General features: G+C 62.7%; 29 protein-coding genes and 2 pseudogenes. 18 read left to right on the top strand and 13 right to left on the bottom strand.

Annotated elements, in window-relative coordinates; translation table 11 throughout:
* Nucleotides 1-2: 2 nt before the first annotated feature.
* A complete protein-coding gene (locus EQW76_RS10705; protein WP_142824330.1) occupies nucleotides 3-1,034 on the top strand; it encodes an aldo/keto reductase in 1,032 nt (343 codons plus the stop codon).
* A gap of 53 nt (nucleotides 1,035-1,087) precedes the next feature.
* Here the strand turns inward: EQW76_RS10705 and EQW76_RS10700 are convergent, their stop codons facing one another.
* Nucleotides 1,088-2,203 (bottom strand): D-alanine--D-alanine ligase family protein, encoded by a 1,116-nt coding sequence (locus EQW76_RS10700; protein WP_142824329.1) that lies wholly within the window; start codon nucleotides 2,201-2,203, stop codon nucleotides 1,088-1,090.
* Between the two features lie 306 nt (nucleotides 2,204-2,509).
* A complete protein-coding gene (locus EQW76_RS10695) occupies nucleotides 2,510-3,112 on the bottom strand; it encodes a superoxide dismutase (RefSeq protein WP_142824328.1) in 603 nt (200 codons plus the stop codon).
* Nucleotides 3,113-3,659: 547 nt separating this feature from the next.
* Between EQW76_RS10695 and EQW76_RS10690 the strand changes: the two genes are divergently transcribed.
* Both EQW76_RS10690 and EQW76_RS10685 read left to right on the top strand, forming a co-directional pair.
* Entirely contained in the window at nucleotides 3,660-3,881 is a 222-nt protein-coding gene (locus tag EQW76_RS10690) for a hypothetical protein (RefSeq protein WP_142824327.1), read from the top strand.
* A gap of 128 nt (nucleotides 3,882-4,009) precedes the next feature.
* Nucleotides 4,010-4,198 (top strand): hypothetical protein, encoded by a 189-nt coding sequence (locus EQW76_RS10685; RefSeq protein ID WP_142824326.1) that lies wholly within the window; start codon nucleotides 4,010-4,012, stop codon nucleotides 4,196-4,198.
* A 39-nt stretch (nucleotides 4,199-4,237) separates the two neighbouring features.
* Here the strand turns inward: EQW76_RS10685 and EQW76_RS10680 are convergent, their stop codons facing one another.
* Nucleotides 4,238-4,537 carry a hypothetical protein gene (locus EQW76_RS10680; RefSeq protein WP_142824325.1) on the bottom strand — a complete coding sequence of 100 codons (300 nt, stop codon included), beginning with the start codon at nucleotides 4,535-4,537 and terminating at the stop codon, nucleotides 4,238-4,240.
* 153 nt (nucleotides 4,538-4,690) lie between these two features.
* On the opposite strand from EQW76_RS10680, the gene EQW76_RS10675 reads away from it, so the two are divergent.
* Nucleotides 4,691-4,882 (top strand): hypothetical protein, encoded by a 192-nt coding sequence (locus EQW76_RS10675; RefSeq protein WP_111220248.1) that lies wholly within the window; start codon nucleotides 4,691-4,693, stop codon nucleotides 4,880-4,882.
* 55 nt (nucleotides 4,883-4,937) lie between these two features.
* Nucleotides 4,938-5,678, top strand: coding sequence for a histidine phosphatase family protein (locus tag EQW76_RS10670; protein ID WP_142824324.1), 741 nt, complete (start codon nucleotides 4,938-4,940; stop codon nucleotides 5,676-5,678).
* Nucleotides 5,679-5,705: 27 nt separating this feature from the next.
* Here EQW76_RS10670 and EQW76_RS10665 read toward each other — a convergent pair.
* A pseudogene (locus EQW76_RS10665) lies at nucleotides 5,706-5,906 on the bottom strand (hypothetical protein); the annotation flags it as partial.
* Between the two features lie 191 nt (nucleotides 5,907-6,097).
* On the opposite strand from EQW76_RS10665, the gene EQW76_RS10660 reads away from it, so the two are divergent.
* The 3 genes from EQW76_RS10660 to EQW76_RS10650 all read left to right on the top strand — a co-directional run bounded on the left by EQW76_RS10660 (nucleotide 6,098) and on the right by EQW76_RS10650 (nucleotide 8,971).
* Complete coding sequence (locus tag EQW76_RS10660; protein ID WP_142824322.1) at nucleotides 6,098-6,937, top strand: AraC family transcriptional regulator; 840 nt, start codon at nucleotides 6,098-6,100, stop codon at nucleotides 6,935-6,937.
* A gap of 91 nt (nucleotides 6,938-7,028) precedes the next feature.
* Nucleotides 7,029-7,736, top strand: a complete 708-nt coding sequence (locus tag EQW76_RS10655) for a YbhB/YbcL family Raf kinase inhibitor-like protein (RefSeq protein WP_142824321.1) — start codon at nucleotides 7,029-7,031, stop codon at nucleotides 7,734-7,736.
* 11 nt (nucleotides 7,737-7,747) lie between these two features.
* Nucleotides 7,748-8,971: an MFS transporter gene (locus EQW76_RS10650; RefSeq protein ID WP_142824320.1), complete on the top strand. Its 1,224-nt coding sequence runs from the start codon at nucleotides 7,748-7,750 to the stop codon at nucleotides 8,969-8,971.
* A gap of 37 nt (nucleotides 8,972-9,008) precedes the next feature.
* Here EQW76_RS10650 and EQW76_RS10645 read toward each other — a convergent pair whose 3' ends face one another.
* From EQW76_RS10645 to EQW76_RS10635, 3 genes are all read right to left on the bottom strand, one after another.
* Complete coding sequence (locus tag EQW76_RS10645) at nucleotides 9,009-9,260, bottom strand: DUF1488 domain-containing protein (RefSeq protein WP_111220761.1); 252 nt, start codon at nucleotides 9,258-9,260, stop codon at nucleotides 9,009-9,011.
* A gap of 191 nt (nucleotides 9,261-9,451) precedes the next feature.
* Nucleotides 9,452-10,303: an SAM-dependent methyltransferase gene (locus EQW76_RS10640; protein ID WP_142824319.1), complete on the bottom strand. Its 852-nt coding sequence runs from the start codon at nucleotides 10,301-10,303 to the stop codon at nucleotides 9,452-9,454.
* 131 nt (nucleotides 10,304-10,434) lie between these two features.
* Nucleotides 10,435-11,028 (bottom strand): TetR/AcrR family transcriptional regulator, encoded by a 594-nt coding sequence (locus EQW76_RS10635; protein WP_142824318.1) that lies wholly within the window; start codon nucleotides 11,026-11,028, stop codon nucleotides 10,435-10,437.
* Between the two features lie 110 nt (nucleotides 11,029-11,138).
* On the opposite strand from EQW76_RS10635, the gene EQW76_RS10630 reads away from it, so the two are divergent.
* Nucleotides 11,139-11,495: a hypothetical protein gene (locus EQW76_RS10630; protein ID WP_202617135.1), complete on the top strand. Its 357-nt coding sequence runs from the start codon at nucleotides 11,139-11,141 to the stop codon at nucleotides 11,493-11,495.
* A 90-nt stretch (nucleotides 11,496-11,585) separates the two neighbouring features.
* Here the strand turns inward: EQW76_RS10630 and EQW76_RS10625 are convergent, their stop codons facing one another.
* Nucleotides 11,586-12,473 (bottom strand): branched-chain amino acid aminotransferase, encoded by an 888-nt coding sequence (locus EQW76_RS10625; RefSeq protein ID WP_142824317.1) that lies wholly within the window; start codon nucleotides 12,471-12,473, stop codon nucleotides 11,586-11,588.
* Between the two features lie 247 nt (nucleotides 12,474-12,720).
* Between EQW76_RS10625 and EQW76_RS10620 the strand changes: the two are divergent.
* The 6 genes and pseudogenes from EQW76_RS10620 to EQW76_RS10595 all read left to right on the top strand — a co-directional run bounded on the left by EQW76_RS10620 (nucleotide 12,721) and on the right by EQW76_RS10595 (nucleotide 17,905).
* Nucleotides 12,721-13,760: pseudogene (locus tag EQW76_RS10620) on the top strand (zinc-dependent alcohol dehydrogenase family protein).
* Nucleotides 13,761-14,083: 323 nt separating this feature from the next.
* On the top strand, nucleotides 14,084-14,545 hold the full coding sequence (locus EQW76_RS10615; protein WP_142824316.1) for a cupin domain-containing protein: 462 nt from the start codon (nucleotides 14,084-14,086) through the stop codon (nucleotides 14,543-14,545).
* A 379-nt stretch (nucleotides 14,546-14,924) separates the two neighbouring features.
* A complete protein-coding gene (locus tag EQW76_RS10610) occupies nucleotides 14,925-16,484 on the top strand; it encodes a TerC family protein (protein WP_142824315.1) in 1,560 nt (519 codons plus the stop codon).
* Between the two features lie 60 nt (nucleotides 16,485-16,544).
* Entirely contained in the window at nucleotides 16,545-17,318 is a 774-nt protein-coding gene (tam, locus tag EQW76_RS10605; protein ID WP_142824314.1) for a trans-aconitate 2-methyltransferase, read from the top strand.
* A 100-nt stretch (nucleotides 17,319-17,418) separates the two neighbouring features.
* On the top strand, nucleotides 17,419-17,691 hold the full coding sequence (locus EQW76_RS10600; RefSeq protein ID WP_142824313.1) for a BrnT family toxin: 273 nt from the start codon (nucleotides 17,419-17,421) through the stop codon (nucleotides 17,689-17,691).
* Nucleotides 17,651-17,905 carry a BrnA antitoxin family protein gene (locus EQW76_RS10595; protein ID WP_142824312.1) on the top strand — a complete coding sequence of 85 codons (255 nt, stop codon included), beginning with the start codon at nucleotides 17,651-17,653 and terminating at the stop codon, nucleotides 17,903-17,905. Before EQW76_RS10600 ends, EQW76_RS10595 begins: the two co-directional genes overlap by 41 nt.
* 44 nt (nucleotides 17,906-17,949) lie before the next feature.
* Here EQW76_RS10595 and EQW76_RS10590 read toward each other — a convergent pair whose 3' ends face one another.
* Nucleotides 17,950-18,348: a hypothetical protein gene (locus EQW76_RS10590; protein ID WP_142824311.1), complete on the bottom strand. Its 399-nt coding sequence runs from the start codon at nucleotides 18,346-18,348 to the stop codon at nucleotides 17,950-17,952.
* Nucleotides 18,349-18,562: 214 nt separating this feature from the next.
* Here EQW76_RS10590 and EQW76_RS10585 point away from each other — a divergent pair, with 214 nt between their 5' ends.
* The gene (locus EQW76_RS10585; RefSeq protein WP_142824310.1) at nucleotides 18,563-20,119 is read left to right on the top strand and encodes a helicase HerA-like C-terminal domain-containing protein; all 1,557 of its coding nucleotides are present in this window, start codon (nucleotides 18,563-18,565) and stop codon (nucleotides 20,117-20,119) included.
* A 65-nt stretch (nucleotides 20,120-20,184) separates the two neighbouring features.
* On the opposite strand, the gene EQW76_RS10580 is transcribed toward EQW76_RS10585, so the two are convergent.
* Entirely contained in the window at nucleotides 20,185-20,490 is a 306-nt protein-coding gene (locus EQW76_RS10580; RefSeq protein WP_142824309.1) for an alkylphosphonate utilization protein, read from the bottom strand.
* A 65-nt stretch (nucleotides 20,491-20,555) separates the two neighbouring features.
* Nucleotides 20,556-20,975 (bottom strand): helix-turn-helix domain-containing protein, encoded by a 420-nt coding sequence (locus EQW76_RS10575; protein ID WP_142824308.1) that lies wholly within the window; start codon nucleotides 20,973-20,975, stop codon nucleotides 20,556-20,558.
* Nucleotides 20,976-21,075: 100 nt separating this feature from the next.
* On the opposite strand from EQW76_RS10575, the gene EQW76_RS10570 reads away from it, so the two are divergent.
* Nucleotides 21,076-22,197 carry an NADH:flavin oxidoreductase gene (locus EQW76_RS10570; protein WP_142824307.1) on the top strand — a complete coding sequence of 374 codons (1,122 nt, stop codon included), beginning with the start codon at nucleotides 21,076-21,078 and terminating at the stop codon, nucleotides 22,195-22,197.
* A gap of 231 nt (nucleotides 22,198-22,428) precedes the next feature.
* On the opposite strand, the gene EQW76_RS10565 is transcribed toward EQW76_RS10570, so the two are convergent.
* Nucleotides 22,429-22,851, bottom strand: a complete 423-nt coding sequence (locus EQW76_RS10565; protein WP_142824306.1) for an organic hydroperoxide resistance protein — start codon at nucleotides 22,849-22,851, stop codon at nucleotides 22,429-22,431.
* A 121-nt stretch (nucleotides 22,852-22,972) separates the two neighbouring features.
* On the opposite strand from EQW76_RS10565, the gene EQW76_RS10560 reads away from it, so the two are divergent.
* Complete coding sequence (locus tag EQW76_RS10560) at nucleotides 22,973-23,461, top strand: MarR family transcriptional regulator (RefSeq protein WP_224128065.1); 489 nt, start codon at nucleotides 22,973-22,975, stop codon at nucleotides 23,459-23,461.
* A 19-nt stretch (nucleotides 23,462-23,480) separates the two neighbouring features.
* Here the strand turns inward: EQW76_RS10560 and EQW76_RS10555 are convergent, their stop codons facing one another.
* Nucleotides 23,481-24,212: a L,D-transpeptidase gene (locus tag EQW76_RS10555; RefSeq protein WP_142824305.1), complete on the bottom strand. Its 732-nt coding sequence runs from the start codon at nucleotides 24,210-24,212 to the stop codon at nucleotides 23,481-23,483.
* Between the last annotated feature and the right edge of the window lie 29 nt (nucleotides 24,213-24,241).

The raw sequence follows: 24,241 nt of genomic DNA, 5'->3' as shown, positions 1-24,241 counted from the left end.
TCATGCAATATAGAAATCTCGGAAAAACCGGCATCAAGGTCAGCCCCTACTGCCTGGGCGCGATGATGTTCGGCGCCATGGGCAACCCGGACCATGAGGACGGCGTTCGCATGATCCACAAAGCGCTGGATGTCGGTATAAATTTCATCGACACCGCAGATTACTACAGCCATGGCGAATCCGAGGAGATTGTCGGCCAAGCCCTGAAGGGACGCCGCGACACTGTGGTGCTCGCTACCAAGGCGCACCTGCCAATGGGGGCGGACCCGAACAGCCAAGGCAACTCCAGGCGGTGGATCACCCGCGCCGTGGACGACTCATTGCGCCGACTGCAAACCGATTACATAGACCTGCTCTACATCCACCGGCCGTCACCCGATACCGACATCGAGGAAACGCTCGCGGTCCTTACCGACCTGATGCGAGCCGGCAAGCTGCGCGCCATCGGTTCATCGACCTTCCCCGTCTCCGAGATCGTCGAAGCGCAATGGGTTGCCGACCGACGCTGCTCTGCACGCTTCCGCGCCGAGCAGCCTCCCTACTCCATTCTCCACCGCAGCATAGAACGCGAAGTGCTGCCGACCTGTGAAAAATACGGGATGGGCGCTGTGGTCTGGAGCCCGCTGGCAATGGGCATGCTGGCCGGCCGTTACCGCAAGGGCCAGCCGCTGCCCGAGAGTTTACGCGTCACCCATTTCCCAAAGCAGATGTCCGACCAGCGCAAGCTCGATGTCATCGAGCAACTCATCACCGTTGCAGACGTCGCAGGCCTGTCGCTGATGCACATGGCAATGGCCTTCGCTATTGCCCATCCCGGCGTTACGTCCGCCATCCTCGGACCACGGACAATGGATCAACTGGACGGACTGCTTGCCGGCGCCGAGGTCAGGCTCAGTGACGAGGTCCTCGACAGGATCGACGAGATCGTCTCACCGGGAACCGAGGTCGGAACCCTCGATGCAGCATACAATCCGCCTGCGATCACAGACGCAAGACTGCGCCGCCGGGTAGCCGGCGAAAGGTCCGCCGCCTGACACTGCCGGACGTCGGCGACGGATTTCCAGTGCCGACGTCTATCTGTGCCGCCTCAGGCCGCAGCCACCTCGCTTTTGGCCGAGGCTGCTTTGTCAGACCGCCGCGCGCTATCGCGGCGCAGCGCGTGGGCGATCAGGCGATCGATGAGTTCGGTGTTGTCGATACCGCTGGCGGCGAAGGCTTTTGGATACATGCTGATGTTGGTGAAGCCGGGGATGGTGTTGACTTCGTTGATGGTGACCGTCCCATCGACCTTCAGGAAGACGTCGACACGGGCCATGCCCTCGCAGCCGAGCGCCAGAAAGGCGCGGCGGGCGATTTCGCGGATGCTTGCGGCCACCTGGTCCGGCAGATCGGCGGGTACTTTGACGACGGCGCCGTCGGCATCGATGTACTTGGCGTCGTAGCTGTAGAAGCCGTGCTTTTCGGCCGGCACGATCTCGCCGGGAAGCGAGACGACCAGCGAACCGTCGGCATCCTCCAGCACCGCGCATTCGATCTCGCGGCCGTCGACGAAGGTTTCCACCAGCACCTTGTCGTCATGACGGAAGGCGTCGCTGAGGACCCCGGTGAACTCGTCGGACGTCCGTGCCCTGCCGACGCCGACCGACGATCCCTGCCGGGCCGGTTTAACGAAGACGGGTAGCCCGAGCGTCGTCGAGATCGTCTCGAACGACGCCGGGTCGCCGCGCCGCAGCGTCACCGAGGGGGCAACCGCAAGCCCGGCATCCGCAAGCAGCCGCTTGGCGATGTCCTTGTCCAGCGCCGCGACCGAGCCGAGAATACCGCAGCCGACATAGGCGACATCGGCGACCTCGCAGTGCCCCTGCACCGAGCCGTCCTCGCCGAACAGGCCATGCAGCACCGGAAACACCACAGAGACCGGGGGCAACTCATAGGCCGCGCCCGCCGGCGGCATCGCCATCATCCGTCCGCGGCCGCCCGGCAGCAGGCAGACGCCGGTGCCGGTCGCCGGCACGGCCGAAGGCATCGTCGCGCCGTCCCAGTCGATCAACAGCCATTCGCCGCTGCGGGTGACGGCGATGGGGACGATCTCGTAGCGGGAGCGATCCATGGCGCCGACCACATTGGCGGCGGACATGAGCGAAACCTCGTGCTCGGAGGAACGTCCCCCAAAAAGGACTGCGATTCTCGGCTTGCTGGACATGCGGTGGCGATCCCCCGTGCGTGTATTGGCCGCGACGTTTCGCGCCCAGGCAGACGGTTGGCACAACCGGTCCGCCGGCCTGCAAGGTTAAATTGAACTGCGCCTGATTTATGGCGGTCCACGCGAGGGGGATTTTTGTGGATTGGCGGCTGAGTTGGATGGGGCAAGAGGCCATCTTGCGCGTGGGGCGGCGCGCCCCTCTGTCGACGATGCCGACATCTCTCCCGCAAGGGGAGATTGGCGGAGGCCGGCCAAAATAGAAAAAAGCCCGGCGCGGGGCCGGGCTTTCTGGGTGGTGCGCTAGACTTACTTGGTTGCCGTTTCGTACATTTCCAGCACGTGATCCCAGTTGATCAGGCTGTCGATGAATGCCTCGAGATATTTCGGGCGGGCGTTGCGGTAGTCGATATAATAGGAGTGTTCCCAGACGTCGACGCCGAGGATCGGGCTTGCGCCGTGGACTAGCGGGTTTTCGCCGTTCGGTGTCTTGGAGATTTCGAGCTTGCCGTTCTTGACGGAGAGCCAGGCCCAGCCGGAGCCGAACTGCGTGGTGCCTGCGGCTGCGAAATCGGCCTTGAACTTGTCATAGCCGCCGAGATCGGAGGCGAAGGCTGTTTCCAGCTTGCCGGGCAGCTTGTTGCCGCCGCCGCCCTTCTTCATCCACTTCCAGAAATGGATGTGGTTGTAGTGCTGGGCAGCGTTGTTGAAGAGACCGGCATTGGTGCCGAACGACTTCTTGACGACCTCTTCGACCGACAGATCGCTCATGCCGGCTTCGGCGGCGAGCTTGTTGCCGTTGTCGACATAGGCCTTGTGATGCTTGTCGTGGTGAAACTCGAGGGTTTCCTTCGACATGAAGGGGGAAAGCGCATCGTAGTCATAGGGAAGTTCAGGCAATTCGAAAGCCATGGTCTTGTTCTCCTGTTGGCAGGTGAGGCGGAACATAGGAGCGGAACCCGCACGAGGCAACCGCGCAGGGGCCAAAAATCGGAGCGCCTACCGAAAAAATCCGCCGTATTTCAGGCGCATGACAAACAGGCTAGGTAGCGGAGGCCCGGAGGGCCTACCATGTCGCTCGCCGCTGGAGGGGTCCGCCGCCTGTATTGGCAGCACGGGCCGCATTCAGCCTGCAGTTGTCGCCGCATCGACGCGGTCGTCATGAAACGCTGGATTAGCCCTTCATGGGCACGTTCCGAGTGTCAAAGCCTTCGGCAGGACTGCAACCGCCAAGAGGTCTAGCCTGTCGCGCGCTTCATGCTATGCTCTTGTCGATCGCTGGGGACTGGAGAGCCAGGGACGGGCGGCAATCACACGTTGTCCCGAGTTGGCCTTGACCGGCGCCTTGCGATCGACGGATGCCGCGGATGGCATTCGCCTCAGTACTCGACTTTGAGATAAAGACCACGCTACGGCGCCCTGATGGCGACCGGCGACGTGGCGGAGAGCAAAAGCGCCCATGTCAGTTCATCGTTTCCCGATCGGCCAGTCCGTACGCCTCAAGAGCCGCCAAGGCCTGTCGCCGCGTGCAGCCGATACCTACCGCATCATCGCCCTGCTGCCGGTGCGGGATAATTCGCCGCAATACCGGATGCGCAACGACGAAGTCTCCCAGGAGCGTGTAAGCCAGGAGCGCGATATCGAAGCCTATGACATCGCTCCGGATATCGCCGCCGAGTAACGGCGGCCTTGACCGGCAGCATTTCCGGACGGATCGCCTGAAGGCATCCTGATCCAACTGCCGCCGGCCTCTACGACATGCGCCAGAAGCCCCTCGTCAAGCATCGCCAACGCCCACAGGAGAGTGCCATGTTGTTCTTTTTCAAGGGCCGTTCGGTCATTGTCGAGACACCGCTTCGAGCCCGCGCCTACCCCAACCTTGCGCTCGTCGGCATTTCCGACGCGAAGGCGGTAGCCATGGCTGGGCTCGAAGATGCCGACATAGCCATCGCGATCCCGTCCGACCACCCGACGATCGAGGTCGGGAGCCTGATTTGAGCAGCGCTGGCGCTGCCGGCATCTGTCATCGTCGCATCCTTAAATCGTCTGCAGAATTTCATCGTGAGTCGAGCCGGCAATGAAGCAGCTGCTGGCCTCGCCGAGCAATCGCAGAAACGCGGCATCGGTGTTGATCGCCTTGTGGTCACGCTCGAAGGCCTGAAGATCCTCGTGCTGCGCAGACCAGAATATCCGCGTCGGATTTCCGGCGAGCGGCCGGCTGATGGCGATCCGGATGCCGTGGTTTTCTTCAATCAGCCCTGCTGCCTTTTTGACGAAGGCGAATGCGTCGGGGACCTTGCCGGGCGCAATGGCCGCGCTGCGTAACCAGGTTATCATGTGGTGCTCCTTGCCGTTTGCGAGACTTGCTCGATGTCGCAGGAGTAGACGCTCCCACTGTCAGATTCTGTCAGTAGCCTCTTCACCACCATCGTGACGGTAGGCATCGGGCGCAGGAACTGCTATGTCGTCCTTTCAAGCGAGGATGGGACGATGGCAAGAAAAGCGTTGTTTGTTTTGGGTCTGTTGCTGTTCATCGCCGGAGTGATCTGGGCCGCACAGGGCAGCGGTTACTTCCCCTACCCCGCCAGCAGCTTCATGATCGACCAGCGCCCCTGGGTCTACCGCGGCGCGATCACGGCGATCTGCGGTGTCGTGGCAATGCTCTGGTCCCGGCGGCTCTGAGCCTTGCCCCGAAACACGCCGCCAGCGGTGGCATGCTGACAATGCGGAACGGCTGATGCGCATCTTTCTCGTTCGCCACGGCGAATCCCTCGGCAACCTCGATGGCCATGCCTACCGTGAATTCGGCGACCACAACGTGCCCTTGAGCCAATGGGGCTATCGTCAGGTGGCGCAGGCTGGCGGCGTGATTGCCAAATACCTGGACAGCCTTCCCGAGTTCGAGCGTCCGAAGCTGCGCGTCTGGTTCTCGCCGTTCCTCAGGACGCGCCAGAGCAAGGATGCGCTTTTGACGGTGTTGCCAGCAGCAACCGTCGGCAAGGTGCGGGAAGACTATCTGTTGCGCGAGCAGGATTTCGGAGTCTTCACCGAGATCTACGACCATGTCGAGCAAAGGCAGAAGTTTCCGGACGAGTTCGAGCGGTGGGCGCGGCTGCGCAGCAATGGCGCCAAGTTTTACGCCCGGCCACCGGATGGCGAAAGCCGCGCCGACGTGGCGCAGCGCATGCGGCTGTTCCTGCAGACCGTCATGCATGAGGCACTGCACGGCCACGATAGCGTATTGATCGTCGGCCACGGCGTTACCAACCGTGCCTTCGAGATGAATTTCCTGCAGCATCCCGTCACCTGGCTCGAAGAATCCGACAATCCCGGGAATGCCGACGTGACGCTGATCGAAGGCAACGGGACGCGCGGCTACACGTCGACACTGCTGCACAAGGCTGCCGACCGACAGCCCGGACAGGACGAATTGCGCGATGCAGTCCTGCCGTCTGGGCTCTCAGGCCCCGGAGCCTGACGGGTTCGGCACCGGCGGCTATTCCGCCTGGGTCTTGACCTTTTCAGCTTCCTCGACGTCGGTGCGACCGCCGGAAATGCTGCTTGTCGTCATGGAGACCGGGTCGGATGCCGGAAAGCTATCCTCGAGTCCGGTGTCGAGGTCGCCTTTTGCGGCGGTGTTGCGCTGGTCTGCCTGTTCCTGCTTCAGCGACTGGGCAGCGGGCGAGATCCTGGCTTCGTCTGTCATGGGGATATCCTCTTCTCTTATGATGGGCACAACCATAACATTTGCCAGCGGCGGTCGGTTCCATCTTTTGGCGACGCCAGCCTGTCGCTAGTTCCCGTCTACATGCGGAAAAGACGCCGTTTTACGCCGTATCCGGCCTTGGCATCCGGCGAAACGTCGGCGTAGATATCGGCTCCCGCCTGGAGCATGACATGTCTGAATCCCGTCTCATTCTCGAGCGCCTGCGCCGTCTGGTGGCTGAAGATCGCAGGCCGATGGCGCCGCTCGCCGACCGGAATGCCGCACCGTCGCTGTTCTCCTTCGTCACCCACAGGCGCGAGCGCATTGCCGGTGCCGCCTTTGCGCGCCTGTCGATCGTTGTCATCGTCGAGGGCAGCAAGGAAGTGCTCAGCATGGGCCGCCATCAGCGTCTCGATGCCGGCACGGTTCTGGTGCTGCCGTCCGGTTGGCGCGGCGAGGTCGTCAACGATCCGGATCCGGCAAGCGGCGCATACCGCGCCATCTTCATCGACTTCCCGGATGCGCTGGTGCGCCGGGCAGAGTCCGGCCTCTCTCCGCTGCGGCGGCCTGCGCTTGCCCACATCGGGCTCGATGCGGCGCTTGCCGAGGCGATCCGCCATGCCGGCGACGGGATCATGGACGGCAATCTGCCGACGATGATCGCCGAACACCGGGTGCTGGAAATCCTGATGGTTCTGGCAATGCGTGGCGCCCTGCCCGCGCGGGCGGAGACCACGACCGATGCCATCCGGGCGCTGGTGCGCTGGCAGCCCGACCGGGCCTGGACTGCCGACCTGATCGCCGCCGAGCTCGGCACCAGCAATGCGACGCTGCGCCGGCGGCTGGGGATGGAGGGCACCTCGCTCCGTGCCGTGATTGCCGGCGAGCGCATGGCACTGGCCGAAACGATGCTGGCGGAGGATGGGCTTAGCCTGCGGGAAGCGGCGCTGGCGACAGGCTACCGCTCGCCCAGGCGCTTTGCAGAACGCCGGCGGGCGCTCATCCAGCACGGCACGACCGAGCCGATTTAAGCGTTTCAGACTTCCAATCGAGCGTTTCCGTGCTCATGGTCCGGCCGGCGATCTGTTAGCCAGTGTCCAGCGATCCACCAAAGGGGCTTCCATGCGAACGAGTGACAGATTTCCGAGTGCCATTGTGCTTGCCGCCGTGGCTGGCCTCATTCTCCCCGCCTCGGCAGTGCCGGCCTTTGCCGCCGATCTTGCGGTCAGCTTCGGCAAGGCCGAGCCCGGACGTATGCTGCCGCCGGCAAATGCTGCCTGCGTCGTGCATCAGGGCAAGCTCAGGCCGGGACGAAACGAGAGCCCGTCGCTGTCCTGGTCGAAGGGCCCGACGGGCACGAAATCCTATGCCGTCACCATGGTCGATCCCGACGTGCCCGTCGATCGCAGCGGCTTCAACAGGGATGACACGGTGATTGCCGAGACCGCGCCGCGCGAGGAATTCGTCCATTGGGTGCTGGCCGACATTCCCTCCGACTTCAGCCACTTGCCCGAGGCAATCGACGGCAACGGCCTGACCAAGGCGGGACTGCCGCTGAAACGCACCGACCACGGCCGGCGAGGACAGAACGGCTTTGGCGAGGGGTCGCTGAAGAACGGCCCGCAGGGCGGCTATCACGGCGCCTGCCCACCCTGGAACGATCAGCGCATCCACCACTATCGCGTCACCGTCTACGCGCTGGATGTGGAGCACCTCGGCCTGCCGGACGCGTTCACCCGGGCGGACCTGCTGCTGGCCGCCGATGGCCATATCCTGTCGAGCGGCACCGCCGAACTGCGCTATACATTGAACGCCAGGGCCAGGGAATGACCGGGACGGGCATGAGCAAGACCGCGAGCGAGGATGTCACGGCGCACTGGATGCGCAACATGATCGTCTGCCTCGTCGGCTCCTTCACCACCATCGTCGCGATGACGCTGCTGCTGCCGTTTCTGCCGCTCTATGTCGAAGAACTCGGCGTCAGCGACAAGGCCGGAATCGTCCAGTGGTCGGGCATCGCCTATGGCGCCACCTTCTTTGCCGCAGCCTTCGTCGCGCCGATCTGGGGCAGGCTCGGCGATATCTACGGCCGCAAGCTGATGCTCGTGCGCGCCAGCCTCGGCATGACCCTCGCCATCGGCCTGATGGGCATGGTCGACAGCGTCTGGCAGCTGGTGGCGTTGCGGCTGTTCACCGGGCTTGCCGGCGGCTATGCCTCGGGGTCGATGGTGCTTGTGGCCACGCAGACGCCAAAGCATCGCGTCGCCTGGGCGCTCGGCATGGTATCTTCGGGCATCATGGCCGGCAATCTGGTGGGGCCGCTGATCGGCGGCGCGCTGCCGGCTATCATCGGCATCCGCAACACGTTCCTTGCAGCCGGCGGGGTGATCTTCCTGACCTTCCTCGCCACCATGTTGTTGATCAAGGAGGAGAAATCGGCCTCCCGCAGACAAGCCGCCAAGGCTAGCGGCGGCTGGCGCTCGATCGAGGACAAGCGGCCGGTCATCGCCATGCTGGCAACCGGCATGCTGTTGATGCTCGCCAACATGTCGATCGAGCCGATCATCACCGTCTATGTCGCAGACCTTATCGACGACCAGACGAAGCTGACGCTGATATCGGGCGTGGTGATGTCCGTGGCGGCGCTGGGAAGCGTGCTATCGGCCTCGTGGCTGGGCAAGCTCGCCGACCGCATCGGCCACTGGCCGGTGATATCAGGCGCGCTCGGCATCGCCGCGCTGCTGTTGATACCGCAGGCGTTCGTGACCAGCGCCTGGCAGCTGATTATACTGCGCTTCCTGATGGGCGTGGCGCTCGGCGGGCTGCTGCCCTGCATCGCCGCCGTCATCCGCCACAGCGTGCCCGATGCGGCCGCCGGCGGTATCCTCGGCCTGTCGACCTCGTCGCAGTTCGTCGGCCAGGTGGTCGGCCCGGTGCTCGGCGGCTTCGTCGGCGGCCACATCGGCATGCGCGCGGTATTTTTAGGCACCTGCGTGCTGCTGTCAGCCGGCGCGGTCTACAGCTGGATGGTTCGGCCGCGACATGAAAAGAGCGGTGCAGCCTGAGAGGGCGCCGTCTCGTTCAAAGTCGGATGGTGCTGTTTTACCTGAAATCCTTCGACGTCAGGATGTAGGAGCTGCGGCGGGTGGCGGCGTAGGCCTTTGTGGCGACGGCCTGGATGCCGCTGCGCTTGGCGTCGAAGGCGGCGAGATAGCCGGCCTCGGAATTGGCGCCGGCAAACACGTCGACATCGACGAACAGCTGGACTTGGAACATGCCGTCGTGACCGAGGAAGCGAACGCGGCGACCGGGTTCGTCATAGCTGCGGCTGGCATTGGGAAACGTAAGCGACATCGGACTACCTTCTGAAAACGGCCCGGTCGCCTTTAAAAATCGGGGGCTGAAGCGTCATCGCCTCTTGTCCCCTTGCGTCCGGAAAAGCTGCCTGCGGTAGCGTGGCATCGCAGGTCTCGCGCAGAGCATAGCATGCGAGGGCGTGAGGCGGCGGCTTTAATTTGCAGGAATGTCACCGCACCCAAAGCCGCTCAGGCAGATTGCGGGATATCGCTGGAAAACCAGACATCGGGATAGACGGCAATGGCGGTGTCGTCCGGCGCCCTTGCGGTCGTGATCCATACCGAGCGGACGGATCGTGCCTCCGATGCGCTTTGTGGCGTCCGCGTCGCGACGATCTCATCGGATGCGCCGATGCAGGGAATGAACCACGACGGTCTCTGCGGGGCGACGCTGAAGCCATTTGCATCGGCGCGGATGAGCAACGTCAATCCGACACCCTGCGTCGGTCGCCAGGGGAAAATCAGCCGCCCGCCTGGCTTCAGCGCCTGCAGCCAGGCAACCGGGGGCGCGGCAACGCCGGCATTGACGTAGATGACGTCGGACATCGGCATGGCTGCTTGCGTGGCGTTGGCATTGACGACGGTGACGCCTTCGAAGGGCTGGAGATTGAGCCGCGCTCTGTCGGCGAGATGGGTTTCCCGTTCGAAAGCTGTGACCTTGCCATCCGGCACGGTCAGAAGCGCCAGGATGGCCGTGTAGTATCCAGTACCCGCGCCGATATGGGTTACGCTTTCGCCGCGCTGCGGGGCGACCGCTCCGATCCACGAGGCATGCAGGAAAGGCTCGCCATTGTTGATGCCTTTGGCTGCATCCAGGGCGACAAGGTTGTTCTCGTAGAGATAGACGGGATCGGCGCTCGGCGTTTCCAGGTAGTTGCTGCCCTCTACCCAGACATGCCACGGCCCCGGGCCGAGAAAGACTTCGCGGGGAACGAGCTCGAAGACACGCTCGAGGCGTGGATCGCGGGACAGGCTGACGGCGGCCATGCGCTTGGCGAAAAAGCCGCGGATCTCTTCCAGGCTGGCGCGGTTGCTCTTCATGAACCCCTCCCCGCTCTCCGGCACATTACGGTTCAGACAAAACTCGGAAACACCGGCTTGGTCACAAGGAAAATGCATTTTCTTCTGTTGTGCAACGGGGAATTTGGCAAACAGTCTGACGAGCGCCTCGATCAGGCCGGGAGACCATTGCGGATCACCGCCTCGATCAGTCGCTCGAGATCCGCGTCCGGCGTTTTTTCCGCCATTGCGCCGAGCCGGCCGTCGATCAGCAGGGTGGCCAGCCCGTGCATCAGCGACCAGCGTGTGCTGGCCAGCACCAGGGTCTCGAAGTTTTGCGGCGTGGTGGCCGGTGCCGGGCCGGACTGGTCAGGGGTCAGCAGGGCGAAGGCGGCGACGCCTGCCGTCGCCAGCGCCGGGGAAGACCAGTCCAGCCGCTCCGAGCGGAACATCAGCAGGAATATCCCGGGATGGGCCCTGGCGAAGGCGACATAACCGTGCGCCAGTGCCTGAACTCGCGTGCGTGGGTCCGGTTCGGCCAGATGCTTCTCGAGAGCCTGCCGCAGTCGGACGAAGCCTGCGGCCGCCAACTCGGTCAGCAGGCCGGTGATATCGCCGAAATGATGGGACGGTGCCGCATGGGAGACGCCAGCTTCGCGTGCCGCGGCCCGCAACGTGAGGGCGTCGATACCGTCGCGGTCGAGGATTGCCTCCGCTGCGGCAAGCAGGGCCGGACGAAGCGCACCATGATGATAGGTCTGAGTCATCCCGCATCCTTACACCGACAAGATCGCCCTTGACGAGAGGCCGGCATGAATGCCATATATCTTTACAGTGTCTAGATGCGAGCCAGCAGGCCTCGCGGACGGGAGCAGTCATGGACGGAACGATGGTCTACGTGTCGATTACGGGCCTGCAGATCAAGGCGCGGCGTCATCTCCCGCGCTTCTGGTGGCACGCCATCCCCTCGATGCTGCAGGCGCAGAAGGCAGAGGGGAACATCTCGACGGATACACGACAGATAGACGGCGTCCATCACACGCTGACAGTCTGGAAAGACGAGGCCGCCATGCGCCGCTATCTTGTCGACGGCGCGCATCTGCAGGCGATGAAGGCATTCGGTTCGATTGCGACCGGCAAGACGTTGGGATTCTATGCCGACCGCGTGCCGGACTGGCAGGAGGTGCATGCGCTCTGGCAGACGAAGGGCAAGCCCGTCGGACGGGCCAAGTAGGATTTTCGCACTACGCCTGTGCCGCCCGCAGCGGGCGTGGCCATCGTGTCTCGCCGCCAACTCGTCTTCATGCGTCTAAAGATGAGCCGATTACTCGTCGGTGGCTTTGCGCGAATGGGCCCAGTCCATGTAGATTTCCAGTGCCTTGCGAGCGACCGGTCCTTCGCCGAAGGTGCGGCCATCGAGGCGGTCGACGCTGACGATCTTCGAATAGTTGCCCGTCGTGAAAACCTCGTCCGACGCCATGAAGTCGGCAACGGATAATGTCGTCTCGCGAACGTCGAAGCCGGCCTGGCGGAGCAGGCCGATGATCCGCTCGCGGGTGATGCCGGCCAGAAAGGTGCGGTTGGCGACGGGTGTGAATACAGCGCCGTCCTTGACCATGAAGACGTTCGAGGATGCGGTTTCTGCGACGTTGCCGTTCATGTCGCAGGCAAGCGCATTGTCGAAGCCACGGCTGCGGGCTTCGATAATCATCCGGCCGCTGTTCGGGTAGAGCGAGCCGGTCTTGGCCTCGGTCATCGCCGTCTCCGGCGACGGGCGGCGATAGGGCGAGACGGTCAGGGACTGCGGCTTGGCATTGTTCATCGGCGCTTCGAACAGGCAGAGCGCGAAGCGGGTCGAGGCCGGATCGACGGCGACGACGCTGGTCGGCATCCCGTGCTCGCCCCAGTACATCGGCTTGATATAGAGCGCCGAAGTGCCATCGAATTTCTTCACGCCCTCCATGGCCAGCGCCTCGATCTGTTCGGCCGTCATGGTCGGTTCGAGGCCCATGGCGCGGGCCGAGCGGTTGACGCGCTGGCAATGCAGATCGAGATCGGGCGCGATGCCATCGAACCAGCGTGCACCGTCGAAGACCGTCGAGGCCAGCCACATCGCATGCGACGTGGGCCCGATCAGCGGCGGGTTGCCGGGCAGCCACTCGCCGTCGACATAGGTCCAGGTGGCGGAACGCGGCGATGTATCGACAGCCATGGTGGTCTCCTTCGAATTTCGTCACGAGACAAGACCTCATGGAAGGCGAGAATCAAGAAGAAATCTCCAAGGCAAATCCATTCGCAACAAATGACGCGAAGGTGCAAAGCCGGCGCAACTTTCCTGCGCTTGCCATCCGTCGCATGAATTGGTGCATGAGCAGAATTGATGGGCCGCAGAGTGGAAGCAGCCGTGGTGGCGTGCCATCATGGACACCATCCAACGCCCACTCGAATCGGAACTGCCGATGCGCGCCATGTATTACGAAGCCTTCGAGGCTAAACCCGAAATCCGCACCTTGCCCGATCCGACGCCATCGGAAGACGGGGTGGTCATCGCGGTCGGTGCGAGCGGCCTCTGCCGCAGCGACTGGCATGGCTGGATGGGGCATGATCCCGATATCGCCCTTCCCCATGTTCCCGGCCACGAACTGGCTGGCAAGGTGGTGGCGACGGGGCGCGGTGTCGTGCGCTTCAAGGTCGGCGACCGCGTCACCGTGCCTTTCGTCTCCGGCTGCGGCCATTGCGGCGAGTGCCATTCCGGCAACCAGCAGGTTTGCCCGAACCAGTTCCAGCCGGGCTTCACCCACTGGGATCGTTCGCCGAATATGTCGGGATCGACTATGCGGACACCAATCTGGTGCATCTTCCGGAGACGATCGACGACGCGACAGCGGCCAGCCTCGGCTGCCGCTTTGCCACGTCGTTCCGTGCCGTCACCGACCAGGCGAAGACCAAGCCCGGAGAATGGATCGCCGTGCACGGCTGCGGCGGCGTCGGGCTTTCGGCGATCATGATCGCCACCGCACTCGGTGCCAATGCCATTGCCATCGACCTTTCGGACGAAAAACTGGCCTTTGCCCGCGAATGCGGTGCGGTGGCGACGATCAATGCCGGCACCGTTTCGGATGTCGCCGAGGCCGTGCGCGAGATCACCGGCGGTGGCGCGCATGTGTCGATCGACGCGCTCGGCCACCCCACGACCTGCTTCAACTCTATCCGCAACCTGCGCCGACGCGGCCGACACGTGCAGGTCGGGCTGATGCTCGGCCAGCACGCGACCCCGGCCATCCCGATGGCGCAGGTGATCAGCCAGGAACTCGAGATCTATGGCAGCCACGGCATGCAGGCCTGGCGCTACGACGCGATGCTCGCCATGCTGTCTGCCGGCAAGATCGCGCCGCAGAAGCTCATCCAGCGCCGGATCAGCCTGGAAGAGGCTATTCCCGCGCTGATGACGCTCGACCGGGCGGAAGGCCTCGGGATCAGCGTCATCACGCGGTTTTGACGTCGCGGTCGGCGGCTTCATCGGGAGCGCTTAGTCGCCGGGTTGCATTCGGGCCATACGCCTCGCTTCCGATGTCTTGCTTGTCACATGTCTGTATCGGAGAGCGTGCTAGCACTCAGTTGCAAGGGCACGAAAGTGGCGATGCACGGCTGGTTCGGCCGACCTCCAAAGGTCGCTCGAATGCGCTTCAGACTGCAATGCCGCGTTCGTACCCGTGAATATGACGCAGGGCTGCCCGTCCGTATGACCATGGCCGCACGGTTGCCAAGGGTGGTCGAAGGGTTTAACGGACGCGTCCTCAAGAAGAAAAACAAGAAAGCGACATCATGTCCGACTCCTCCCATGCCGATACGGCAGCACAGGCCAAGCCTCTTTTCGTGCTCGGCGACCACGTCCAGCGCCAGGCGCGCCTTGAAGGCACGTGGCTCAACGTCTTCGACGTCACGGTTCCCTCCGGTGGCGGCACGCCTCTTCACAGCCATGCCAGCCCCGAAGTGTTCCGCATTCTCGAGGGTACGCTGACTGTGCAGCAGATGACCGACTCCGGCCTCTCGGAGACGCAGGCGCAGGCTGGCGACATCATTTCCATCCCCGGCAACGTGCCGCATGGTTACAGCAATACCGGCCCCGAAGCCGTCGTCTTTTCGGCCATCATCGACAAGGACATGGCCACCTATTTCGAAGTTGCCGACATCGGCCCGCAGGCGGAAGTCGCGTCCGACGAGGAAGCCGAACGATTTCTGGTTGCCGCCGGCGAGCACGGCATCCGTATTCTGGCATCGTAATATCCAAGGCCGACCGCCGCAGCGCGCTGCGGTCGGCTTGCTGGCATGCAGTGTGTTCATAACCTCGCCTGTACCGATGTTTTCGTCCTCTCCCCCTTGCGCAAACAGCAGTTCGACGCCAGATTGCACCGATGCCCGATAGCGACCCATCCAGTACAAGCCTGCCCCATGCCGAGCGCGATATGCCGGCAGACGAGGGCAGCGACGATTGTAGACCCGGCGAAGCGGGTCGCTGGCGCTCCTCGTCCGTGACACCAGCCATCGGCATTTCGACGCGTGGACGCCCGTCGTCGGCCGATCTAAGCGTAAACACACATCACCCAATCTCAAAACAGGGGAGTGGCCGGTCTGTAATGACTGCGGCCGCCAACGCAGAACTATGATCTTCGACTGGATTTCCGATCCTTCCGTCTGGGTCGGTCTGGCCACCCTCATCGTTCTCGAGATCGTTCTCGGCATCGACAACCTCGTGTTTATCGCGATCCTCGCGGACAAGCTGCCGCCGCAACAGCGCGATTCGGCAAGGCTTATCGGTCTCGGCCTGGCGCTGGTCATCCGTCTTGGACTGCTGGCCTCCATTGCCTGGATCGTGACGCTGACGACGCCGTTGTTCAAGGTGATGAATTTCGGCTTCTCGGGCCGTGACATCATCCTCATCATCGGCGGCATCTTCCTGCTGTTCAAGGGGACGATGGAGCTGCACGAGCGGCTGGAAGGCCAGGAGGACAGCAAGGATAAGAAGCAGGTCCATGCCGTCTTCTGGCAGGTGATCGTGCAGATCGTCGTGCTCGACGCGATCTTCTCGCTCGACAGCGTGATTACCGCCGTCGGCATGGTGCAGGACCTCGCGGTGATGATGATGGCCGTCATCATTGCCGTTGGCGTCATGCTTATGCTGTCGAAGCCGCTGACGCTGTTCGTCTCGAAGCATCCGACCGTCGTCATCCTCTGCCTCGGCTTTCTCATGATGATCGGCTTCTCGCTGATCATCGAAGGTTTTGGCATCCACATACCGAAGGGCTATCTCTATGCGGCAATCGGCTTCTCGGTCATCATCGAGGCGCTGAACCAGCTCGCACGCCACAGCAAGGAGCGGCTAATCACGCCGAGCAACATCCGTGACCGCACCGCCGACGCGGTGCTGGGCCTGCTCGGCGGCAAGCGCTCTCAGGGCACGCTCGGGCAGACGGTTGACTTGATCGCCGAACAGGCCGGCGAAGCCGAAGTCTTCTCGAACGAGGAGAAGGACATGATCCAGGGCGTGCTGGCACTGGCCGACCGTTCTGCCCGCTCGATCATGACGCCCCGCATCGACATCGACTGGCTCGACCTCGACAAGCCCCAGGCCGAACTGCAGCAGCTGATCCTCGACGTCGGCCATTCGCGCTTTCCGGTGGCGCGCGGCAGCCTCGACAATTTCATCGGCATCGCCAGCGCCCGCGATCTGCTACGCGACCTCCTGAAGGACGGCGCTGTCGATCTGGCGCGGTCGATCCGCCAGCCGCTCGTCGTGCATGAAAGCATCACGGCGCTGAAGCTGATGGAGCAGCTGCGGCTTTCGAACCAGGCGATTGCCGTCATTCTCGACGAGTACGGCGAGATCGAGGGCATGGTGACGACGACCGACCTGCTTGAAGCCATCGCCGGCGAATTTCCGGACGAGGACGACGAAAAACTGTCAATCGAGAGGGGCGCGGACGGATCGCTGACCGTCGATGGCTGGATCGACATCCGCCAGGCCTCGAAACTGGTCGACGCCGACCTCGTCGACGAAAACGACCGCTATTCGACGCTGGCCGGCTTCATCCTCTGGCGTCTCGGCCACCTGCCGCACGAGGGCGAGAACTTTGCCTCCGAGGACCTGGCTTTCGAGATCGTCAAGCTGGAAGGCCGCAACATCGCCAAGGTGCGGATCAGCCGGGTCGCGGAGCCGGCCTGACGTCATGCTGGCGTCATAGTTGGCGCCAATGGTCTGTCTGAAAAGACAGGGAGACATGACATGGCGTGGTCGGCAAACCAGTATGTGAAGTTCGAGGACGAGCGCACCCGCCCGGCGCGCGACCTGCTGGCGCAGGTGCCGCTTGAAACGGTTGCCCGTGCAATCGACCTCGGCTGCGGACCCGGCAATTCGACGGAGCTGATCGTCGAGCGCTTCGGTGCCACCGGGGTTTCCGGCCTCGACAGCGATCTCGACATGCTGGAGAGCGCGCGCCGGCGGATGCCCGGCACTACCTTCACGCAGGCGGATCTTGCGACCTGGCAACCGAGCGAAAAGACCGACCTGCTGTTTGCCAACGCCGTCTTCCAGTGGCTGCCCAACCATCTCGACATCTTCGACAGGCTGCTGGACGGCCTTGCGCCCGGCGGCGTGCTGGCGGTGCAGATGCCGGACAATCTCAACGAGCCGACACACCTGCTGATGGAAGAGACAACGCATGCCGGGCCCTGGCGTCCGGCGTTCGAGGCAAAGAGCGTCCGCCGCACTCCCCTCGCCGAACCCTCCGTCTATTACGACCGGCTGATCGGCAAGTCATCGCGCATCGACATCTGGCATACCATCTACAACCACCCGATGGCCGATGCTGAAGCGATCGTCGAATGGGTCAAGGGCACCGGCCTGCGCCCCTATCTCGACAACGCCGGCAGCACCCACCGCGATGAGTTCACTGCCGACTACCTGGAACGGGTCCGGGCAGCCTACCCCCCACTCGCCGACGGCCGCGTGCTGCTGCGCTTTCCGCGGATGTTTCTGGTGGTGGTGAAGGGCGGCTGAAGTTTGGCGCCCGGGCAACGGGCCTCGTCGGGACTATCATTGCTCGCAAAAGTTGCTATCGTATCGTTATTGCAAATTATAGATTTTTGTAGTAACAAAAATGGCGATTGTTTTCGATCCTGCAAAACGCAATGGTGCCCTATGGGAGCGTGGGCTGGACTTTGCGCGCTGCAGCGAAGTTTTTGCCGGTGATACCCTCACCAGAGAAGACGATCGAGCCGACTACGGCGAACAGAGGTTCATCACCGTTGGTTGGCTTGACGGCAGAATGATAATCGTCGTGTGGACACCACGCGATGGTCATGAGCGTATAATCAGCATGAGGAAGGCCAATGACCGAGAGCGAAAAGTCTACGCAGGCAGAATGGCATGACGAGGACGACGCGCCTGACCTTTCCACACCCGAATGGATCGAGAAATTCAGGAGCGTGCCCGTCAGGCGCGGTCGGCCGCTGATCGATACACCGAAGGAATCGACGACAATCCGGCTCGATGCGGATGTCCTGGAGCGGTTTCGCGAGGGTGGTCCGGGTTGGCAGACGCGCATCAACGCCGCGCTGCGCGAATGGCTGGACAATGAGGCATAGGCGACAGTCCGAATTTTTCCGAACCGCCGCCTTATATTACCGGATCAGACGAACTGGCTGAGCCCCGGGATCGAGCCGACGACCTCGTCGACGACTTCGTCACCGGCATATTGCCTTGCGACTGCGATGGTTTCCTTGGCGAGCGCCGAGATCTCGCTCATGCCGAGCCCCTGGCTCATCAGTTCCTGACCGAGCGCCATGATGCCGCCGCCAGCGCCGACGGCGCTCATGAGGCCTCCTAGCAGGCCGCCGCCGCCACCAGTCTCGGCACCATTGAACTGGGCTACGAGATCAGGCGCGCCAGGGATCGCCGTGATCATCTTCGAGACGGGGCCATCCGGCGCCTCGCGCTGCAGGAAGCCGAGCATCATGCCGACGGCGCGTTCGGCGATATCGGGGGCGATGCCTGCCTTGGCGGCGATCTGGTCTACGACTTCGTTCATGGGGCTCTCCTGCCACAGGGATTAAAGGGTAGCCTCAAGCGTATTTTGTTTGGCCTGCCAACTCAAGGCGACGCGAAGCGGGAGATAGCTTTTCTGCGATTATGGCAGTGCCCGCAGCAAGTTGTTGTTCCTGCGGAAGACCCCCTTTATAACTAAGCAATGTAAAACACGATCGCAGCCGGCAGGGCTGCCTGATCCGGTGGGGAGACGACGGATGGCTGACGACAAGGGACAGATCTTTCTCGGCGCCAGCCGCAAGCCGGACGACAGCATCGCCGGCAAGGAATACCTGTCGCTGAAGTTCGGCAACCGCCACGGGCTGGTGACCGGTGCTACAGGTACCGGCAAGACCGTATCGCTGCAGGTGATGGCCGAGGGCTTTTCGCGGGCCGGCGTCCCGGTCTTCTGCGCCGACATCAAGGGCGACCTTTCCGGCATTGCGGCGCGGGGCGAGCCGAAGGATTTCCTGCTGAAACGCGCCGAGGAGATCGGCCTCTCGCCGTATGAATTCGAGCAGTTTCCGGTGATCTTCTGGGATCTCTACGGCGAAAAGGGTCACCGCGTCCGCACCACGATTGCCGAGATGGGGCCGCTGCTGCTGTCGCGGCTGATGGATGCGTCGGAAGCACAGGAAGGCGTCATCAACATCGCCTTCAAGATCGCCGACCAGGGCGGATTGCCGCTGCTCGACCTCAAGGATTTCCAGGCGCTGCTCAACTACATGGGGGAAAACGCGTCTGCGCTTTCCAACCAGTACGGCTTGATCTCGAAATCCTCTGTCGGCTCGATCCAGCGCGGCCTGCTGGTGCTGGAGCAGCAGGGCGCCGAGCATTTCTTCGGGGAACCGGCCCTGAAGATCAGCGACATCATGCGCACCAGCCAGAACGGTTATGGCCAGATCTCGGTACTAGCCGCCGACAAGCTGATGATGAACCCACGTCTCTATGCGACCTTCCTCCTCTGGCTGCTGTCGGAACTGTTCGAGGAACTGCCCGAGATCGGCGATCCCGAAAAGCCGAAGCTGGTGTTCTTCTTCGACGAGGCCCACCTGCTCTTCGACGACGCACCGAAAGTGCTGACGCAGCGCGTCGAGCAGGTGGTGCGACTGATCCGCTCGAAGGGCGTCGGCGTCTATTTCGTCACCCAGAACCCGCTCGACGTGCCAGACACCGTGCTTGCCCAACTCGGCAACCGCGTACAGCATGCGCTGCGCGCTTATACGCCGCGTGAGCAAAAGGCAGTACAGAGCGCTGCCGAGACGTTTCGGCCCAACCCCGATTTCGATTGCGCCACCGTCATCACCACGCTCGGTACCGGCGAGGCGCTGGTGTCGACGCTGGAGGGCAAAGGCGCGCCGTCTATCGTCCAGCGCACGCTGATCCGCCCGCCTTCCGGCCGCGTCGGACCGATCACGGCTGACGAGCGCCAGAAGATCATGGCCAACAGCCCGGTCGCCGGCCAGTACGACCAGGATATAGACCGGGAATCCGCATACGAGATCCTGATCGCCCGGGCCAGCAAGGCTGCGGACCAGGACGCCGCCAAGCAGCACCCACAGGCTCAGCCCGCCGACAACGACAACGCCTCGGGCCGCTGGACCCTGCCCGGCTTTGGCGGAGACAAGGACGAGACCAAGGAAAAGCCGGCCGGACGGGCCGGCTATCAGCGGGAAACGGTGATGGAGGCGGCGCTCAAAAGTGTCGCCCGCACCGTGGCGACCCAGGTCGGGCGGGCGCTGGTGCGGGGTATTCTTGGCAGCCTGAAGCGGTAGCAAGCGCCGGGTGTGAAACGAGAAAACCGGAGTGAGCCCCGGTTCTGATCCCGGGGCTTTGGCGATCAACGCTTGCGGACGAACTCGGTGCGCAGGACGAGGCCCTTGATGGCGTCGTGGCGGCAGTCGATCTCTTCCGGATTGTCGGTCAGACGGATGGACTTGATGACGGTGCCCTGCTTCAGGGTCTGGCCTGCGCCCTTGACCTTGAGATCCTTGATCAGCGTGACGCTATCGCCGTCCTTCAGAACCGTGCCGGAGGCATCGCGCACTTCGACGGCACCGGAAGCGCCGGCAGCCTTTACTTCGGACGCGGGACGCCAGTCGCCTGTTGCCTCGTCATACACGTATTCGTCGTTATCGGCTGCCATCGAAATTTACTCCTGATGCAAAGATCGCCGCTTATAGCAGTCGCGCAATCAATCGCAACATCTCCTCACCCACCCTTCCTCTGGTCGAACCGGGCGCGGGCCTTCTCAACGTCCTGCAGGTTGTCGACCGTCCAGCTGTAGAGAGCGCGGAAAGGCGTTTTCAGCGAATGACCAAGGGGGGTGATGCTGTACTCGACGGCAACCGGCGATGTATCGATGACGCGGCGGTCGACGATCCCGTTGCGCTCGAGACGACGCAGGCTCTGGGTCAGGGATTTCTGGGTGATGCCCTCCAGCGTACGGCGGATCTCGTTGAAGCGCAGGGGGCCGTCGCAAAGGGCTGCCAGCAGCAGCACCGACCATTTGTCGGCGACCTGCTCCAGAAGCAGGCGGTGTGGGCAATCGGCGGCGCTGAGAACCTTTTTCCGGGGCTTGGCTGCGATATCTCCACCGGCTTCCCGCGACAACGCCTGCTGTTCTGACATGGTGGTTTCCTTTGAGCAACCTAGTGGCCGAAAAGTGCCTGATTGACACTAGGTATCCAGGATATACTAATCTGCCGCATCATCAATGCGGAGCCTTTCCATGAGTTCAACAGACGTATCCTCCTTGTTCCAGCCCTTCCGCGTCAAGTCGCTGGAACTGAAGAACCGCATCGTCATGGCGCCGATGACGCGCTCGTTCTCGCCGGACGGCGTACCGGGCGACAACGTCACCGCCTATTACCGCCGTCGCGCCGAAAACGAAGTCGGACTGATCCTTTCGGAAGGCACGGCGATTGACCGCCCGGCCGCCAAGAATGATCCCAATGTGCCGTTCTTCCATGGCGAAGCATCGCTTTCCGGCTGGAGCAACGTCATCGACGCCGTCCACAAAGCCGGCGGCAAGATGGGGCCGCAGATCTGGCATGTCGGCGCCGTCAGGAATGCCCGAACCGAGTGGGTTCCGCCATCGCCGATCGAGAGCCCATCGGGTCTCGAGGCTCCAGACGCACCATTCGGCGAGGCAATGAGCGACGAGACCATCGCTGACACGCTTGCCGCCTATGCGCGCGCTGCCGCAGATAGCAAGCGCCTGGGCTTCGACACACTCGAAATCCACGGCGCCCATGGCTATCTGCTCGACCAGTTCTTCTGGGGCCTTACCAATGTCCGCGACGACCGGTTTGGCGGCACGTCGATCAAGGAACGCTCGCGCTTCCCGATCGAAGTTGTCAAAGCCATCCGCGCCGCAGTCGGTCCGAACTATCCGATCATCCTGCGCCTCAGTCAGTGGAAGCAGCAGGACTACAAGGCCCGCCTGGCGGAAACCCCGGATGAAATGGCGGACTGGCTGGTGCCGCTGGTCGAAGCCGGGGTCGACGTGCTGCATTGCTCGCAGCGTCGTTTCTGGGAGCCTGAATTTGCCGAGATAGACGGAGAGAACGGCCTGAACTTTGCAGGCTGGGCGAAGAAGCTCACCGGCGCTGCCACTATCAGCGTCGGCTCGGTCGGCCTCTCCGGCGATTTCATGGCTGCTTTCGGCGGCGAAAGCTCTACGCCGACCGGTCTCGACAATCTGGTGCGCCGGATGGAGCGCGAAGAGTTCGACCTCATTGCGGTCGGCCGTGCGCTGATCAGTGATCCGGCCTGGGCCGCCAAGATCCATTCGGGCGAAACCGCCGCTCTCAAGGACTTCAGTCCTGCCGATTTCGGCCAACTGGTCTGATCTAGCCTCGATGAAGTGGGACGGCGGCGATTATCGCCTTGCCGCCGTCTCGTCATCCTGGTCTCATGCAGTTTGACTTTGATTTGCTCGAAGCAGTTTCGGGATTTCCCCTCATGCGCAACCGTTGTGTTTAGCGGCAGCGCTCCTCGCCAACATCATCATCTTGTTCCAGGACAAAAAAGGCCCCCTCCCGGCTGGGAGAAGGCCCTTCGTCTCACAACAAATGCTGGCTCAGGCGACGGTGACCGGCACTTCGGTCGTGGTGCGCATTGCGTGGCTGTAGGGGCAGACGATGTGGGCGGCAGCGGCGAGCTTTTCAGCCTCGGCCTTTTCCATGCCCGGGATGTGGACGGACAGCGCCACTTCGATACCGAAGCCGGTGCCGTCTTCGCGCGGGCCGATGCCGACCGTTGCGGTGATCTTTGTGTCATCCGGGATGCTGACCTTCTGCTGGCCGGCGACATACTTCAATGCGCCGAGGAAGCAGGCGGAATAACCGGCAGCAAACAGCTGTTCAGGATTGGTGCCGGCAGCGCCGTCGCCGCCCAGCTCCTTCGGAACCGTCAGCGTCACATCGAGTGCGCCGTTTTCAGATGCTGCGTGGCCTGCACGGCCGCCTGTTGCAGAAGCCTTGGTGGTGTAGAGAATAGGCATATCGCGTTTCCTTCTCGGTTGGACGATCTTGCTCGGTTGGATGATTTTATATATCGCGAAATCTAATTGTGTGCAATAGATATTTGCGGTTTGATTTTGGAAAGCCCCTGTGGGCAATTACATGGGAACTGAACGGCAGGATGAAATGGCAGAGCACGTGACAAGACGAGTGGTGCCCGACGAGGAAAAACGCCTCGAGCGGCAATTGTGCTTTGCCGTCTACGCCACGGCGCATGCGTTTACGCGTGCCTACAAGCCGATCCTCGACCGCGTCGGCCTGACCTATCCGCAATATCTGGTGATGCTGGTGCTGTGGGAGAAAAGCCGGCTGCCAGTGAAGGCGATCGGCGAGCAGCTGGATCTCGATTCCGGAACACTGTCGCCGCTGCTGAAGCGTCTCGAGCAGAACGGGCTTATCGTCCGGACACGCGATGCAGAGGACGAACGCCAGCTTATCGTGTCGTTGAGCGACAAGGGAGAGGCGATGAAAAGTGAGGTCGATGGCATCATGCTCGCCATCGGCGAGACCATCGGCTGCAGCATCGACGATATGGCAGGTCTTCGCGACCGCCTGCAGCAGTTGCGGGCCAATCTGACAAAATCAGACTGACCCGCATTTTCAAGGCCTATTACTGGATGACCATGATCGGTGCCTTTTCCGGCACGCGGTCGTAGACGTCGATGACGTCCTGATTCAGCATGCGGATGCAGCCCGACGATACGGCCTTGCCGATCGAATGCCAGTCCGGATTACCGTGCAGGCGGTAGAACGTGTCCTGCTTGCCCTGGAAGATATAGAGAGCACGCGCGCCGAGCGGGTTCTTCAGGCCCGGGCCCATGCCGCCGTTCTTGATCGAATACTTGACAAGTTCCGGCTGACGGGCAACCATTTCGTCCGGTGGGTTCCAGCGTGGCCATTTCTGGCGCCACTGGATAACGCCGGTGCCCTGCCAAGCGAAGCCTTCGCGACCGACGCCGATGCCGTAGCGCATTGCCGTGCCGCCGGGTTCGGTGATGTAGAGGAAGCGGGTGCGTGTATCGACGATGACCATGCCGGCCGGCTGTCCGGTGTCGTTGATGACGCGCTGGCGCCAGAACTTCGGGTCGATCTGCTGATACGGAATGGCCGGCAGGAGATAGCCGTTGTCTTCCATTGCAGCGTAGATCACGGCCGGATCTGGCTGTTCGCCCCGATAGCCGTTGCCGCCGAGCCAGCCGCTGATCATCGGCATCGGGTTGCGGTATTCGATGATCTGGCCGCCGGGACCGGCCGAAGAGGCGCAGCCGGCGAGCGTTGATGCGGCGCCGATGCCGGCGAAGGTCAGAAATTTACGGCGTGAAAGAGACGAAGGCAGGTTCATGTGTGAACATCATTCCATGGTGCGGGGGC

The sequence above is a fragment of the Rhizobium sp. rho-13.1 genome (assembly GCF_007000305.1).
In the GTDB taxonomy this organism is placed as follows: Bacteria; Pseudomonadota; Alphaproteobacteria; order Rhizobiales; family Rhizobiaceae; genus Rhizobium; species Rhizobium rhododendri.
Note: the sequence above shows the minus strand (reverse complement) of the source record. Positions and strands in the feature narration are given on the sequence as shown.